The sequence below is a fragment of the Streptomyces sp. NPDC051738 genome, assembly GCF_044453205.1.
In the GTDB taxonomy this organism is placed as follows: Bacteria; Actinomycetota; Actinomycetes; order Streptomycetales; family Streptomycetaceae; genus Streptomyces.
Window position 1 is genome coordinate 72,006 of the sequence record NZ_JBITCM010000030.1, and the last position, 13,722, is coordinate 85,727.

Sequence of the window (13,722 nt, forward strand, 5' to 3'; positions counted from 1 at the left end):
AGTCAGTCCTCTTCGACGATGCGGGCGAGCCGGATACGGTTGATCTTGCCCAGCTCGGTGCGGACGATCTCCCGCTCCTGCTCCGGCGAGTTGCCGATCCGTTCCTTGACCGCGTCGCGCATCTGCTCACCGGTCCGGCCGGTGGCGCAGATCAGGAAGACATGGCCGAACCTGTCCTGGTAGGCCAGGTTGAGTTCGAGCATCTCCGCCTTGAGCTCCTCGGACGCGCCGGCCATGCCGCGCTGCTCCCGGGCCGAGGTCGGGTCGCCCGGCTTGGGGCGGCCGATCGGCGGGTGCCCGGACATCGCCTCGGCCAGATCCTCGGCGGTCAGCTCGGCCATGGCGGCGTCACTGGCCTCGTAGAGGTCGTCGACGGTGCTGTAGGGGCGGCCGGTGTGCAGCCGCTTCACCCATGCCGTGGAGGCGCACGCCTCGTGGAGAGCGGCGTGGGCCGCGTGCTCCTCCAGGGCGTTGAACCGGGCCAGGCCCGGGGGCGTGGAATTCGACGTCACGGGAGCCTCCGTGGCCGCGCGAGGCGGCCTTCGTACTGAACGGGCGTGCCGATAGCTAACGCCCTACGACGACGAGACGTCAACACTTTGTTGAAAATTCGCGCTGCCGAAACACGGGCAGGTCCGCCTCAGGCGTCCCGCTCCCGGTCTCAGGCGTTCTTTTCCCGGTTCAGGTAGTTGTAGACCGTGAAGCGGCTCACCCCGAGCGCGCTCGCCACGGTCTCCACGCCGTGCCGCACGGAGAAGGCGCCGCGCGCCTCGAGTATCCGCACGACCTCCTGCTTGGCCTTGCGGTCCAGGTCGGCCAGCGGTTTGCCCTTGCGGCGCTCCATGGCGGCCAGGATGTGGTCCAGGGAGTCGGCCAGCTGAGGCAGGCGTACGGCGAGGACGTCGGCGCCGTCCCAGGAGAGCACGACATCCTCGGCGCCGGCCTCGTCCGGCGCGATTATCTCGCCGCCCATGGCGTCGACCAGCGGCTTCACGGCCGCGATGAAGGGCTCCTCGCCGGTGCCGGTCACTGCTCGCCCTCCCCGATCACGTTGATCTGGAGCGAGATCCGGGTGGCGCCGGCCTCCAGGCTCTTCCGCAGCAGGGCGTCCAGAGCGGTGAGCATGGCGTCGGCACCGCCCTCCGCCGTGTTGCCGAACGGGCCGACGTCCACCGCGTCGAGCGCGGCCGCCTCGATGACCTCGCGGGCCACCAGCGCGTGCGCGGGCGCCTCGTCGAGGTCGAAGGGTTCGGTGGTGAACTCCACTCTCAATCGCATGCTGCCCCCAAGACGCCCCTCTGACCTGCACTTCAGCCGGATTGCCCAAGCGTGGGCACATCAGGGCTCTACAGGAGGCACCGATCGACAGCACCAGGGCCACGATGCACCGCAGGCCGATCACTTTCACGGCGGCGGAGCCGGGTCGTCCGCCCAGCAGCGACTGTAGCCGACGCAGGCCCCACCTGCCGGGTCCGAGAGGCATCACTTGAGCGCCGTTCACGCCACGTGGCCCAGCCGCTCCGGGGCCGACCGAGTCGACCGCGAACCGACGCCGGACAGCGCGGGCGTCGCGGCCCGCCCGCGCACCCGATCGCACGGGCCGCCGGTAGACCGCTCGACCACGCGTCTGCCGAGCCCACCGTTCCTCGTCGCCCGCAGAGCCCGGCCGGTGCGGCGCCCGGATCCCGTTCAGCAGATCCGCGGCAGCTGCTCCCCGAGCGGAAGGTCGACCACGCGCGTTCCCCCCAGCCCGGTCCGGGCCACGACCATGCCGGGGTGGGACTCGACGGCCTCGCCGATGATCGCCGAGTCCGCGCCCAGTGGGTGGGCCCGCATCGCCGCCAGGACGGCGTCGGCGTGCTCGCGCGGGACGAAGGCCACCAGCTTGCCCTCGTTGGCGATGTACATGGGGTCCAGACCGAGGATGGCGCAGGCGCCCGCCACGGCGGGCGGGACGGGGACGTCGCGTTCCCGGATGACCACCCCCGCGCCGGAAGCGGCCGCGATCTCGTTGAGGGAGGCCGCGAGGCCGCCCCGGGTGGGATCGCGCAGTACGTGCAGATCGAGGGTGACGGCGAGCATGGCGTCGACGAGGCCGCTGAGCGCCGCGCAGTCGCTCTCGATCTCCACGCCGAACTCCAGGCCCTCGCGGACGCTCATGATCGCCACCCCGTGGACGCCGACGGCGCCGCTGACGATCACGACGTCGCCGGGGACGACCCGCTGCGGACGCAGGTCGACGCCCGCCGGGACGACACCGATGCCGGCCGTGTTGAGGTAGATCCCGTCGCCGTGACCGGCCTCCACCACCTTCGTGTCACCGGTCGCCACCTCCACGCCGGCGGTGCGCGCGGCGGCGCCCAGCGCCTGGGCGACCCGGGTGACCGTGTCCAGTTCGACTCCCTCCTCCAGGATGAATCCGCAGGAGAGGTAGGCGGCCCGGGCCCCGCTCATGGCGAGGTCGTTGACGGTGCCGTTGACCGCCAGGTCGCCGATGCTGCCGCCGGGGAAGAACAGCGGCCGTACGACGTAGGAGTCCGTGGAGAACGCCAGCCGGGCTCCGCCCAGGGAGAGGACGGCGGCGTCGCCCATCTGGGAGAGCGCCTCGCCGCCGTACGAAGGGGCGAAGATCTGCTGGACCAGTTCGGCGGAGAGGGCTCCGCCGCCGCCGTGACCCATGACGACGCGCGGCCGGTCGCGCAAGGGGGCCGGGCACGTCCACCCTTCGACGTCCAGCGGCGCGACGGGGAGATCTGTGGTGTCAGACAACGGGGCTCGCCTCCCGGGCCGTCGCGGTGGCGGGCACGTCCAGCCGCCGGTACAGGTAGTACGCCGCGCAGGCGCCCTCGGTGGAGACCATGGTGGCGCCCAGCGGCGTACGAGGAGTGCACAGAGTGCCGAAGGCCTCGCACTCGTGCGGCTTGAGCAGCCCTTGCAGGACCTCTCCGCTGCGGCACTCGGCCGGCTCCTCGGTCCGGATCCCCTCGACCGAGAAACGGTGCTCGGCGTCGTGGTCGCGGTACTTCGGCGACAGCCGCCAGCCGCTGTCGGGGATCACCCCGATGCCCCGCCAGGCACGGTCGGTGACCTCGAAGACGTCCTCCAGCATGGCGCGGGCGGCCGGGTTGCCCTCGGCCCGGACGGCACGGGCGTAAGCGTTGTCGACGGTGTGCTCACCGCGCTCCAGCTGCCCTACGGTCCGGCGGACGCCTTCGAGGATGTCCAGCGGCTCGAAGCCCGTCACGACGATCGGCACCCGGAAGCGTTCCGCCAGCTCGGGGTACTCCCCCATGCCCATCACACTGCACACGTGCCCGGCCGCGAGGAAGCCCTGCACCCGGCAGCTCGGCGACGACATGATCGCCTCGATGGCGGGCGGGACACGGACATGGGAGACCAGCATGCTGAAGTTCTCGATGCCCTGCCTGCGGGCCTGATGGACCGTCATGGCGTTGGGGGGCGCGGTCGTCTCGAAGCCGATGCCGAAGAACACCACCTCGCGGCCGGGGTTCTGCTGCGCGATCCGCAGGGCGTCGAGCGGCGAGTAGACGACGCGTACGTCCCCGCCCTCGCCGCGCACCTGGAACAGGTCCCGGCCGGTGCCCGGCACGCGCAGCATGTCGCCGAAGGAGCAGAAGATCACCCCCGGCCGGGAGGCGATCTCCAACGCCTTGTCGATGACCTCCAGCGGGGTCACACAGACGGGACAGCCCGGTCCGTGGATCAACTCGACCTCGTCCGGCAGGAGTTGGTCGAGGCCGTGCCGGATGATGCTGTGCGTCTGTCCTCCGCACACCTCCATCAGCGCCCACGGCCTGGTCACCGTGGCCCGGATGTCCTCGAGGAGCCGGCGGGCCAGCTCCGGGTCCTGGAACTCTTCGATGTACTTCACTGACCGCGCACCCCTTCCACCGGTTCCACCGGTTCTACGCCCGCCTCCGCCGCCGCCATCTCCCAGGGGTCGCCGAACTCCTCCTGGAGCATGCCGAGTTCGGCGAAGAGCTCCAGCGTGTGCTTCGCCGACTCCTCGTCCAGCCGTTGCAGGGCGAATCCGACGTGGACGATGGCGTACTCGCCGACCTGGAGGTCCGGCAGGTACTCCAGGCACACCTCCTTGACCACGCCGCCGAAGTCGACGGTGGCCATCCGGGTGCCGTCGCGCTCCTCGATGTCCAGCACTCTGCCGGGTACCGCCAGGCACATGGGCCTCTCCTCGCTGTGGGCTCGCGGGTTGCTCAGTCGTGAGTCGTCGTCCGGGCGGCCACCATCAGCTGGCCCAGCGCCAGCCCGCCGTCGTTGGGTGGCACCAGGCGGTGCCGCAGGACCGTGAAGCCGTCCTCGCGCAGGGCGGCCGAACAGGCCGAGGAGAGCAGCGTGTTGGCGAACACGCCGCCCGTCAGGGCCACCGTGTCCAGCCCGTGCCGCTCCCGCGCGCGCAGGCACATCCGGCGCACCAGTACGGTCACGGCGCGGTGGAAGCGGGCCGCCACCAGCGCCGGTGCGACGCCCGCCCGCAGGTCGGCGACGATCGCCGCGAAGAGGGGCGCCGGGTCGGCCCGCACCGGGTCGCTCCCCCGGAGTTCGAAGGCGTACGCGGCGGTGTCCCCGGCGGGCGCGCGTAGTGCAGCGGCCTCCAGTTCGACGGCGGCCTGTGCCTCATAGCCGGCCAGGTGGCAGACGCCGGCGAGCGAGGAGACCGCGTCGAAGAGCCGGCCCATGCTGGATGTAGGGACGCAGTTCAGGTCGCGCTCCAACTGCCGTTCCAGCAGGCGCAGTTCGTCGGGCGGGCAGGCGGCCGTACAGGCGAGGTCGTCCAGCCAGCCGATCCGGGACGCGCGCAGTTGAACCAGCGCCATGCGGTACGGCCTGCGCACCGCGGTGTCACCGCCGGGCAGGGGGACGTACGCGAGATGCCCGAACCGTGTGAAGCCGTCGTAGTCCGCGAGCAGGAACTCCCCGCCCCACACGGCACCGTCGTCGCCGTGGCCGGTGCCGTCGAAGGCCACGCCGATCACCTGCCGTGTGCCGTCCAGCCCGTGCTCGGCCATCGCGGCGGCGCTGTGGGCGTGATGGTGCTGGACGCGTACGGCGGTCCGGCCGTCGGCGTTCCGGTCGGTCCACCGGGCGGAGCGGTAGCCGGGATGCCGGTCGCACGCCAGGCTCTTCGGCCGCACGCCCGTGATGGACTCCAGCTGCTCCACGGCGCGTTCGAAGGCGTACTGCGTCTCGACGTCGTCCATGTCGCCGATGTGCGCCGACAGCCAGGCCTGCCGCCCCTCGCCGAGACAGAAGGCGTTCTTCAGGTCGCCGCCGACGGCGAGGGCGGGGCGGACGGGCAGCGGGAGCGCGACCGGCAGCGGGGCGTAGCCACGGGAGCGCCGGATCACCAGCGGCTCTCCGTCGCAGACCCGGACCACGGAGTCGTCGCACGGCACCTGGATCGGCCGGTCGTGCGTGAGCCAGGCGTCGGCCAGGTGCGCGAGCCGCTCCAGGGCCTCGGCGTCGTCGGTGACGATGGGCTCGCCGGAGACGTTGCCGCTGGTCATGACGAGCAGCCGGGGACCGTCCGGGTCGCCGGGCAGGCCGAGGAGGAGGTGGTGCAGAGGGGTGTACGGCAGCATCACGCCGAGGTCGGGACTGCCGGGCGCGACGGCCTCGACGGGGCGCGCCGACCCTCCGGCGTACGACGGGTCCGGGCGCCGCCGCAGCAGTACGACGGGCCGGACGGCGCCTTCGAGCAGGCTCCGTTCCTCGGGGCCCAGCCGGACGAGGTGCTCGATCTCGCCCGCGCTCCTCGCCATGAGGGCGAACGGCTTGTCGCCCCGCGCCTTGCGCTGCCGCAGGAGACGGACCGCGGTGTCGTCGGTGGCGTCGCAGGCGAGGTGATAGCCGCCGAGTCCCTTCACGGCGAGGATCGCGCCGCGGGCGAGCAGGGCGCGGGCCTCGGTGACCGGGTCCGCCCCGGCGTGACTCTCGGACCCCGTGACGATCAGGCGCAGCCGGGGCCCGCAGGCCGGGCAGGCGACCGGCTGCGCGTGGAAGCGCCGGTCGGCCGGATCGCCGTACTCGCGGGCGCAGTCGGGGCACATCGGGAAGCCGGCCATCGTGGTGTTCGCCCGGTCGTACGGGACGCCGGTGACGATGGTGAAGCGCGGCCCGCAGTGGGTGCAGTTGACGAACGGGTGGCGGTGGCGCCGGTCGGCCGGGTCGGCCAACTCGGCGAGGCAGTCGGCGCAGGTGGCCGTGTCCGGGGAGACCAGGGTGCGGGCCGGGCCGCCGGTGCGGGAGGCGAGGATGGCGAACGCCTCGCCGCCGGTGGCGGGCAGCTCCTGGTGGTGGACGGACTCCACCCGGGCCAACGGAGGTGCCTGGACCGTGAGCCGGTCGCAGAAGCGGGCCACGGCCGAGGCACTGCCCTCGACCTCGGCGACGACACCGTCCGGCGTGTTGGTCACATGCCCGACCAGGGCGAGTTCGGTGGCGAGGCCGTAGACGTACGGCCGGAAGCCCACACCCTGCACGACACCCCGCACGACCACCCGGCGGCGGCGCGGCGGGTCCGCGGCGACGGCGGCGGCGGACTGTGGCGGAGCGCTCACGAGCGAGGGGCGGCCGGGGCGGCGACGGTGTCTGCCGCGGGTGCGTGTGTGTGGCCCATGTGCGCCGCTTCCGTGTGCGCATGTGTGTGACCGGCGTCCGTGTGCGCATGTGTGTGACCGGCGTCCGGCCGGCGGGCCATTACCGGCGTATGGAGCGCAGCGCCCTCGGCCGCGGCGAGCGCCCGGTCGAGGAGCACGCCGGTGCCCTGCCCGCGGCGTGCCGAGGTCAGGACCACCTCCACGCCCGGATTCACCCGCTCCACGTTCGCGCGGAACGCGCGCTCGTCGAACTCCACCGCCTCGGCGAGGTCGGTCTTGGTGATCACGACCAGCTGGGCCAGGCCGAAGGCGGTGGGGTACTTGAGCGGCTTGTCCTCGCCCTCGGTGACGGAGGCGAGGACGACCCTCAGGGTCTCCCCCAGGTCGTAGGAGGCGGGGCAGACCAGGTTGCCGACGTTCTCCACGAACAGCAGCCGGGTGTCGTCGGGCAGCCATCCGTCCAGGTGCCCGGCGAGCATCGCCGCCTCCAGATGGCACAGCCCGTCGGTGAGCACCTGCTTGACCGGAACCCGGGAACGCGCGAGCCGTGTCGCGTCGTTCTCGGTGGCGAGGTCGGCGGTGAGCGCCGCGACGGGCACGGACCGCTCGCGGGCCCTCAGCAGTTCGCCTTCCAGCAGCGCGGTCTTGCCGCTGCCGGGGCTGGACAGCAGGTTGACGAGCGTGGTGCCCCGGGCGTCGAGGTGGGTGCGCAGGAGGTGGGCGGTCGCGTCGTTCTTGGCGAGCACGGCCTGCTGGAGGTCGACGACACGGCACATGGTTCAGCGCTCCTCGGAGATCGGTTCACGGGCGGCCGCGTGGGCGGGGTCGCCGTCCTCCCACCGCACACCGGCGATCTGCAGCTCCCGGCCCGAGAGCAGCTCGACCTCCGCCCCGTCGCACTCGGGGCAGGTCAGCCGGGGCGGCATGCCGACCGCCCACTCATGCGCACAGGGCGTGCAGCGGGCCCGTCCGGGCACCGGTTCGGTGACCAGTTCGGCGCCTTCCAGCAGGGTTCCGGCGCAGGCGAGTTCGAAGCAGAAGGCGAGGGAGTCGGGTACGACACCGGCCAGTTCGCCCACCCGGAGCCGTACCGAGCGCACCGCGGTGACGCCCGAGGTCTGTGCGGCGGCTGTTTCCACCTGGTCGATCACGGCCAGCGCGACGGACATCTCGTGCATGGGTCCTCGTCCTCCCGGGGCCGACCTTCATTAGAGGCGAGCACCCCGGGCGGTCGGGCCCGGCACGCCGTGGCCGGGCCCTCGGGTAAGCCGTTCGACGCAAGGCGGCGGCACACCCCCGTCAATCGCCTGCCGGGGGCCCGCCGGGAGTGAGTTCACATTCGGCGGATCCGGAGATAGCGCCTGAGGTCGGGAAGCACCTGTGCGGCCATAGCGGCCGCTGCGACCAGGGCGGCACCGGCGGCGCCGGCAGCGATGATCTTCTTCATCCCGTTTCTCCTCATGGCGAAGCTTCGGCGGTCGGGGCCTGTGACCAGGCCGACGGGCCGCCCTCCAGCAACTCTTCGATCAGCCGAACGGCCTGGGGTACGGCCTCGGACACCGGCGGGCTGAGTCCCATGCCCTCGTCGACCGAGGCCGGTTCGCAGCCGACGATCAGGACGCGCCGCGGTGGATGTCCGCCGGTGCCGGCGCAGAGGGTGTCCAGCAGCGCCAGGACGGTGTCGGGGGTCATGCGGTGGCCGTCGATCGCGGGACCGGCATCGCCGGAGTCGTCGGTGCCGTCGGTGCCGGGGCCGTCGTACTCGATGACGTACAGCGTGCCGGGGGCCTCGCCGCGTGCCGTGGCGTCGACGAGGACGAGGGTGTCGTAGCCGTCCAGCAGCTGGTACGCGAGGTGTACGCCCCGTACGCCGATGTCCACGACCTCGATGTGTGCGGGCAGGCGGCGCTCGGCGAGTCGGCGTGCGGTCTGAACGCCGAAGCCGTCGTCGCCGAGGAAGGTGTTGCCGATGCCGGCCACGAGCGTCCGCGTCATCGGGGATCCTCCAGTGCTACGACCTCGTCCGGCTGGAAGTACAGGTAGCGGCCCTGCTCGCGTCGGATGTCGACGCCGGGGTCGCCGTCGACGGTCACGGCGAGGTGCACCGTGCCGTCGACGTCGTGCAGCACCGCCTCGACGGTCGCGGTGCGGCCCTGGAGGAACAGGTCCTGGGCGTCGGTGTGCCGCAGGCCGGGACGCAGCTCGACCCGGCTGCCCTTGCCGACGGGCCGGCCGTCGACCATGGCCCGATCGTGCTCTGGGTCGAAGCCCGCGTCGCTCGCCGGGTCCCACCAGGGCGTCTCGGGGCGCTGCACTGCGAACTCGTCGGGGAAGCCGTCGGACTCGCCGGTGATCTCCCGCAGGCCGCGCACCGCGCCGTGCAGGCGTTCCAGCACCTCGGCCGGCATCGAGTCCGCGAGGTCGATGACCGCAGCGGCCCGTGCGTCGGTGCCGCGGGCCTCGCGTTTCTCCTCGTCGGTGAGGGCGGCGGTGCGCAGGGCGAGGATCTCGTCGATCTCGGTGGCGTCATAGAGGGCACCCAGGCTTTCGGGGGCGATGGCCGGGTGGTCCTCCAGGATGATCGGCGAGGAGAGCACGAGGTCCGCGCGGCCGGGTTCCCCGGCGAGGACGGGCCAGGTGTGCAGGTTGCGGCAGGCGGCGACCGCGCCCTTGGCCCACTCGGGGGGATCGGTCATCGACAGGAACGAACCGGTGTCGAGGGCCATGAGGAGGTGGGTGGCGACCAGGGAGTGCGGCAGCGCCGCGTCCCGGTCGGCGGCGCTGTCCTCCGGAGGCGTCCAGGGGGTGGTGTTCTCGACGACGGCGGTGAGCCGCATCGTCCGGTAGGGGCCGTCGAGTTCGCGGGCGGAGAGCCGCACCACCCCGCTGACCTCGGCGCTGCGCCGGACCAGTCGGCCCACGGTCCGGCCCGCGCCGTCCAGGACGGGCTCGGTGTCCTCGACGGCTGGCTTCCGGAAGGGGAGATCGACCCCGTCGCCCAGCAGTTGTCCGACCGGCGCGACCAACTCGACGCGTTCCTCGGCTCCTTCGTCCCAGGGCACTAGCACCCGGTCGTCGAGGTGGAGTTCGGGTACGGTCTCGAAGTCGCCGTCGGGCAGGACGCGTTGCACGGTGCGACGCCGGGCGTGCAGGAAACGCACCTCGACCGAGAGGCTCGCGCCCGGCTTCGGTTCCATCAGGCATTCCGTGTGCTGGAAGTCGTACTCCTCGCACTCGGCGCCCCAGGCGGGCGGCACCAGCACTCCGAACTGCCAGCGCAGCCGGTTCTTGGCGGCCGAGGCGCGGTACGGGTAGAGCACGTAGCCCTCGAAGAGCACGGCGTCGGCCACCTGCCGGGCGAGGGCGAGGCGCTCCTCGGTCGCGGGGGCGAACGCGGTGGCGGTCACGGTTCGGTCCTTCCGAGCGTGGCGGTGAGCGCGCGCAGCGGGTCGTTCCCCGGTGGGGCGGCCGTGTCGAGCAGCGCCTTCAGCGTCGCCTCCCAGGAGGGCAGCGCGTGCCGGGAGCGGTAGGCGAGGAGGGCGTCCATGGTGTCGCGGGGCAGCCGGATCCAGCCGCAGCCGGGGAAGTGCTGCTCGATGGCCTCCCGCCAGGTGGCGACCGGCATCCTGAAGACCGCCTCGCGGTCCCACGGCACGGGCTCCACCCGGAACCCGCCGCTTCCGGTGAACGCCGTGCCGGAGAACAGCATCAGCAGCGGGACCTCCCCGTCGGTGAGGGCGTCCAGGTAGCGGGTCGCGGCGATGTCCGTGTCGTAGGTGCAGGGGACGACGAGGTCGGCCTCGGCCTCGCCGGTGAACGCGGAGACCATCAGTGGGACCTGCGCGAACTGCACGGGCTGGAGCGTGGAGCCCCAGCGGGAGCGCTCGCCGAAGAGGTCCGTGATGCCGTCGGCCTCGGCGCGGGCGTAGCCGCGGCGGGCGGGTTCGATGCGGATCTGGCAGCGCAGCGCGACGGCGTGCACGGGGGTGTCGCCGGACGCGGTGACGCGCAGCCGGAAGACGAGGGTGGGTCCGGCGGCGTACCGGTCGGCGCGGACGCCGGTGCAGGCGAACGAGAACTCGGTCACGGCCGCTCCGCCTTTTCCAGGCGCCGGGCGCGGCGCCGGACGTCCTCGAAGAAGGCGTCCAGGGCGGCCCGGGCCTCGGCTCCGCCGTCGAAGCCCTGCCACAACAGGCGCATCCTGCCGACGAGTTCGTAGCAGACGTCGATCGGGACGAGGTGGCACTCGACCTGTCCGTCGGTGCGGCGCAGCAGGAGCGCCTCGACGTCGGGTTCGAGCAGTGCGGCGAGCCGGCTGCCGCCGAGGACCTCACTCCAGGTATCCGGTTCGAGTTCGCTCTCGGTGGCGCCCGCCGGGCTGGGATAGAGGGCGACCAGCCGGTCGAGCGCCGCGTTGCGGAAGAAGAAGGCGACGCCGACCGGGATCCGCAGCGCCTCCCACGCCCGCTCGTCGAGGCGGTGGCCCGGGTCGGTGAGGTAGCGGGCCGGGACCGCGCGGAAGCGGCCCTCGGCGGCGCCCGGCCGCTCCATGAGCACCGCGCAGGCGGCGCAGACACAGACGAGGGCACGCTTCTCGGTGTCGACCATGTGACGGTGGTCCTCGGGCACCACGACCGCGCACAGCTCGCACCGCTCGGGCTGCGGCGGTCGCTCGGTGAGGAACCTCCGCAGGCCGACCGTGGCCGCGGTCACCGGGACTTCGTCGCGATCTGCAACAGGGCCGGCGCCGCCGGCGCCGACTCCACCTCGACGGCCCTGACCTCCGGTGCGAAGCAGGCGAGCGCCGCCTCGGCGGCCTCCCGAGCGCCCGCGCCGGAGCCGCAGCCGCAGCCACCGCCACCGCCCGTCGCGGCCGCCCGCAGCGTCAGGGTGCCGCTGTCCTCGTCGAAGCCCACGACGTCCAGATCGTGCTCCCGCACGCTGTCGAGGGCCCGGCCGATCCGGGTGTCACGGTCCTCGGGGTGCAGGTCGTGCAGGACGAGCAGGCTCGCGACGAGCTGGTCGCCGAGGAGTCGTGCCAGTGGTTCGCCGGGCGCGTCCGACAGCAGGTGGAGGACACGGGCCAGTCCGGAGCCGTAGAAGTCCATGAGGGACCGGACGAGTTCCTCGGCCGCGGCGGCGACGGCCGGGTCGCCGCTGGTGGCCAGCCGGTCGAGGACCTCCTCGACCCGGCGGCCGGTCTCCTCCGCGGACACCGGCCGCGCCGTCGTGCTCGCGCTCATCCGCCCAGTCCGCTCAGGCCGGTGGGCACGTGCAGGCTCTTCACGGTCTTGCCGCCACCGACGTACATGTGGACGCCGCAGGGCAGACAGGGGTCGAAGCTGCGGACGGCGCGCATGATGTCGATCCCCTTGAAGTTCTCCGGGGAGTTCTCCTCGAAGATCGGGGTGTTCTGTACGGCGTCCTCGTACGGGCCCGGGGTGCCGTAGCTGTCGCGGACGCTGGCGTTCCAGGGGGTCGGCGGGTAGGGGTGGTAGTTGGCGATCTTGCCGTCGCGGATCACCATGTGGTGGGAGAGGACGCCGCGGACGGCCTCGGTGAAGCCGACGCCGATGCTCTCGTCCGGGACCTCGAACTTCTCCCAGGTCTGGGTGCGTCCGGCCCGGACCTCCTCCAGGCCCTTCTCCGCACAGTGCAGGGCGACCGCCGCGGCGTACGCCTGGAAGTAGGTGCGCGCACGGTTGCGTTCGAGCGCGTTGCTCCACTGCGGGATCTTCCACTCGAAGGTGGTCTCGGGCTTGGTCATCGTGCGGGGCAGGTTGATGACCACGCTGTGGCCGGTGGCCTTGACGTACCCGATGTCGACGAGTCCGGACAGGGCGGTGGACCACAGGCGGGCGATGGGGCCGCCGCCGGTGTCCAGGGCGAGATGGTCCTTGCCGTCGAACCAGCGCGGGGACATCACCCAGCTGTACTTGTCGTCGAAGTCCCGCTTCTGCGGGGCGGGGATGGTGTGCTGGTTCCACGGGTGGCGCGGGTCCACCGGGTTGCCGAGCGGGTCGTGGGTGACGAACTGCTCCTGGCCCTGCCAGTCCTCGTAGTAGGAGCTGCCGAGCAGGATGCGGATGCCGAGGTTGATCTCGGTGAGGTCGTTGGTGACGAGCTTGCCGTCGACGATGACGCCGGGGGTGACGAACATCTTCCGTCCCCAGTTCGTCATGTTGGCGTAGGTGAAGTCGCAGTACTCGGGGTCGTTGAGCGCGCCCCAGCAGCCGAGCAGGACACGCCGGCGACCGACCTCCTCGTACCCGGGCAGGGCCTCGTAGAAGAAGTCGAACAGGTCGTCGTGCAGGGGCACGACCCGCTTCATGAACTCCACGTACCGCATCAGGCGGCTCATGTAGTCCGTGAAGAGCTGCACGGAGGCGACCGTGCCGACGCCGCCCGGGTAGAGCGTGGAGGGGTGCACATGGCGGCCCTCCATGAGGCAGAACATCTCCCGGGTGTAGCGGCTGACCTGGAGCGCCTCGCGGTAGAACTCGCCCTCCAGCGGGTTCAGCGAGCGCATGATGTCGGCGATCGTGCGGTAGCCGTGCTCCGCGGCGTGCGGGGCCTCGGTGCGCTCGGCGAGTTCGAGGACGCCGGGATTGGTCTCCTTGACCATCTTCTCGCAGTAGTCGACCCCGACCAGGTTCTCCTGGAAGATGTTGTGGTCGAACATGTACTCGGCGGACTCGCCGAGGTTGATGATCCACTCACCGAGGTGCGGGGGCTTCACGCCGTACGCCATGTTCTGCGTGTACACCGAGCAGGTGGCGTGGTTGTCGCCGCAGATCCCGCAGATGCGGCTGGTGATGAAGTGGGCGTCGCGCGGGTCCTTGCCGCGCATGAAGACGCTGTAGCCGCGGAAGACCGACGAGGTGCTGTAGCACTCCGCGACCCGCTTCTGCTTGAAGTCGATCTTCGTGTGGATGCCCAGACTGCCGACGATCCGGGTGATCGGGTCCCAGGACATCTCCACCAGGCCGCTGCCGTCGCCGGCCGCCTTCGTCCTCGCTGCCATCGTCTTTTGCCGTGCCCTTCGTTGTGCGGGGTGTGCAGGTGTGTGTCGGGGGGTGCACGA

At 72.0% G+C, this 13,722-nt stretch carries 16 protein-coding genes; all 16 read right to left on the reverse strand.

Annotated elements, in window-relative coordinates; all coding sequences use genetic code 11:
• Positions 1–2 precede the first annotated feature (2 nt).
• Entirely contained in the window at positions 3–512 is a 510-nt protein-coding gene (gene uraD, locus ACIA8X_RS43010) for a 2-oxo-4-hydroxy-4-carboxy-5-ureidoimidazoline decarboxylase (RefSeq protein WP_393459445.1), read from the reverse strand.
• 149 nt (positions 513–661) lie between these two features.
• On the reverse strand, positions 662–1,030 hold the full coding sequence (locus tag ACIA8X_RS43015) for a helix-turn-helix domain-containing protein (RefSeq protein ID WP_393459448.1): 369 nt from the start codon (positions 1,028–1,030) through the stop codon (positions 662–664).
• Positions 1,027–1,278, reverse strand: a complete 252-nt coding sequence (locus tag ACIA8X_RS43020; RefSeq protein ID WP_393459451.1) for a hypothetical protein — start codon at positions 1,276–1,278, stop codon at positions 1,027–1,029. Before ACIA8X_RS43020 ends, ACIA8X_RS43015 begins: the two co-directional genes overlap by 4 nt.
• A gap of 411 nt (positions 1,279–1,689) precedes the next feature.
• Positions 1,690–2,769, reverse strand: a complete 1,080-nt coding sequence (gene hypE / locus ACIA8X_RS43025) for a hydrogenase expression/formation protein HypE (protein WP_393459454.1) — start codon at positions 2,767–2,769, stop codon at positions 1,690–1,692.
• Complete coding sequence (gene hypD / locus ACIA8X_RS43030) at positions 2,762–3,892, reverse strand: hydrogenase formation protein HypD (protein ID WP_393459457.1); 1,131 nt, start codon at positions 3,890–3,892, stop codon at positions 2,762–2,764. Before hypD ends, hypE begins: the two co-directional genes overlap by 8 nt.
• The gene (locus tag ACIA8X_RS43035) at positions 3,889–4,203 is read right to left on the reverse strand and encodes a HypC/HybG/HupF family hydrogenase formation chaperone (RefSeq protein WP_393459460.1); all 315 of its coding nucleotides are present in this window, start codon (positions 4,201–4,203) and stop codon (positions 3,889–3,891) included. The genes hypD and ACIA8X_RS43035 overlap by 4 nt, the downstream gene beginning before the upstream one ends.
• Positions 4,204–4,235: 32 nt before the next feature.
• Positions 4,236–6,599: a carbamoyltransferase HypF gene (hypF, locus tag ACIA8X_RS43040; protein ID WP_393459463.1), complete on the reverse strand. Its 2,364-nt coding sequence runs from the start codon at positions 6,597–6,599 to the stop codon at positions 4,236–4,238.
• Positions 6,596–7,414, reverse strand: a complete 819-nt coding sequence (gene hypB / locus ACIA8X_RS43045) for a hydrogenase nickel incorporation protein HypB (RefSeq protein ID WP_399460587.1) — start codon at positions 7,412–7,414, stop codon at positions 6,596–6,598. The genes hypF and hypB overlap by 4 nt, the downstream gene beginning before the upstream one ends.
• A 3-nt stretch (positions 7,415–7,417) precedes the next feature.
• On the reverse strand, positions 7,418–7,816 hold the full coding sequence (gene hypA / locus ACIA8X_RS43050; RefSeq protein WP_393459469.1) for a hydrogenase maturation nickel metallochaperone HypA: 399 nt from the start codon (positions 7,814–7,816) through the stop codon (positions 7,418–7,420).
• Between the two features lie 155 nt (positions 7,817–7,971).
• Positions 7,972–8,085, reverse strand: a complete 114-nt coding sequence (locus ACIA8X_RS43055) for a DUF6893 family small protein (RefSeq protein WP_393459472.1) — start codon at positions 8,083–8,085, stop codon at positions 7,972–7,974.
• Positions 8,086–8,096: 11 nt separating this feature from the next.
• Positions 8,097–8,633, reverse strand: a complete 537-nt coding sequence (locus ACIA8X_RS43060) for a hydrogenase maturation protease (protein WP_393459475.1) — start codon at positions 8,631–8,633, stop codon at positions 8,097–8,099.
• Positions 8,630–10,045 (reverse strand): hypothetical protein, encoded by a 1,416-nt coding sequence (locus tag ACIA8X_RS43065; protein ID WP_399460588.1) that lies wholly within the window; start codon positions 10,043–10,045, stop codon positions 8,630–8,632. The genes ACIA8X_RS43060 and ACIA8X_RS43065 overlap by 4 nt, the downstream gene beginning before the upstream one ends.
• Positions 10,042–10,725 carry a DUF6084 family protein gene (locus ACIA8X_RS43070; protein ID WP_393459481.1) on the reverse strand — a complete coding sequence of 228 codons (684 nt, stop codon included), beginning with the start codon at positions 10,723–10,725 and terminating at the stop codon, positions 10,042–10,044. The genes ACIA8X_RS43065 and ACIA8X_RS43070 overlap by 4 nt, the downstream gene beginning before the upstream one ends.
• Positions 10,722–11,351 (reverse strand): DUF5947 family protein, encoded by a 630-nt coding sequence (locus ACIA8X_RS43075; RefSeq protein ID WP_393459484.1) that lies wholly within the window; start codon positions 11,349–11,351, stop codon positions 10,722–10,724. The genes ACIA8X_RS43070 and ACIA8X_RS43075 overlap by 4 nt, the downstream gene beginning before the upstream one ends.
• Complete coding sequence (locus ACIA8X_RS43080) at positions 11,348–11,881, reverse strand: hypothetical protein (RefSeq protein ID WP_399460589.1); 534 nt, start codon at positions 11,879–11,881, stop codon at positions 11,348–11,350. The genes ACIA8X_RS43075 and ACIA8X_RS43080 overlap by 4 nt, the downstream gene beginning before the upstream one ends.
• The gene (locus tag ACIA8X_RS43085) at positions 11,878–13,662 is read right to left on the reverse strand and encodes a nickel-dependent hydrogenase large subunit (RefSeq protein ID WP_393459490.1); all 1,785 of its coding nucleotides are present in this window, start codon (positions 13,660–13,662) and stop codon (positions 11,878–11,880) included. Before ACIA8X_RS43085 ends, ACIA8X_RS43080 begins: the two co-directional genes overlap by 4 nt.
• Positions 13,663–13,722 lie beyond the last annotated feature (60 nt).

Bases quoted from the DNA above. Each gene is read 5' to 3' on its own strand.
- ACIA8X_RS43080 (WP_399460589.1), bottom strand. From the start codon at position 11,881: ATGAGCGCGAGCACGACGGCGCGGCCGGTGTCCGCGGAGGAGACCGGC.
- hypA (WP_393459469.1), bottom strand. From the start codon at position 7,816: ATGCACGAGATGTCCGTCGCGCTGGCCGTGATCGACCAGGTGGAAACA.
- ACIA8X_RS43055 (WP_393459472.1), bottom strand. From the start codon at position 8,085: ATGAAGAAGATCATCGCTGCCGGCGCCGCCGGTGCCGCCCTGGTCGCA.
- ACIA8X_RS43035 (WP_393459460.1), bottom strand. From the start codon at position 4,203: ATGTGCCTGGCGGTACCCGGCAGAGTGCTGGACATCGAGGAGCGCGAC.
- hypB (WP_399460587.1), bottom strand. From the start codon at position 7,414: ATGTGCCGTGTCGTCGACCTCCAGCAGGCCGTGCTCGCCAAGAACGAC.
- ACIA8X_RS43085 (WP_393459490.1), bottom strand. From the start codon at position 13,662: ATGGCAGCGAGGACGAAGGCGGCCGGCGACGGCAGCGGCCTGGTGGAG.
- ACIA8X_RS43020 (WP_393459451.1), bottom strand. From the start codon at position 1,278: ATGCGATTGAGAGTGGAGTTCACCACCGAACCCTTCGACCTCGACGAG.
- ACIA8X_RS43060 (WP_393459475.1), bottom strand. From the start codon at position 8,633: ATGACGCGGACGCTCGTGGCCGGCATCGGCAACACCTTCCTCGGCGAC.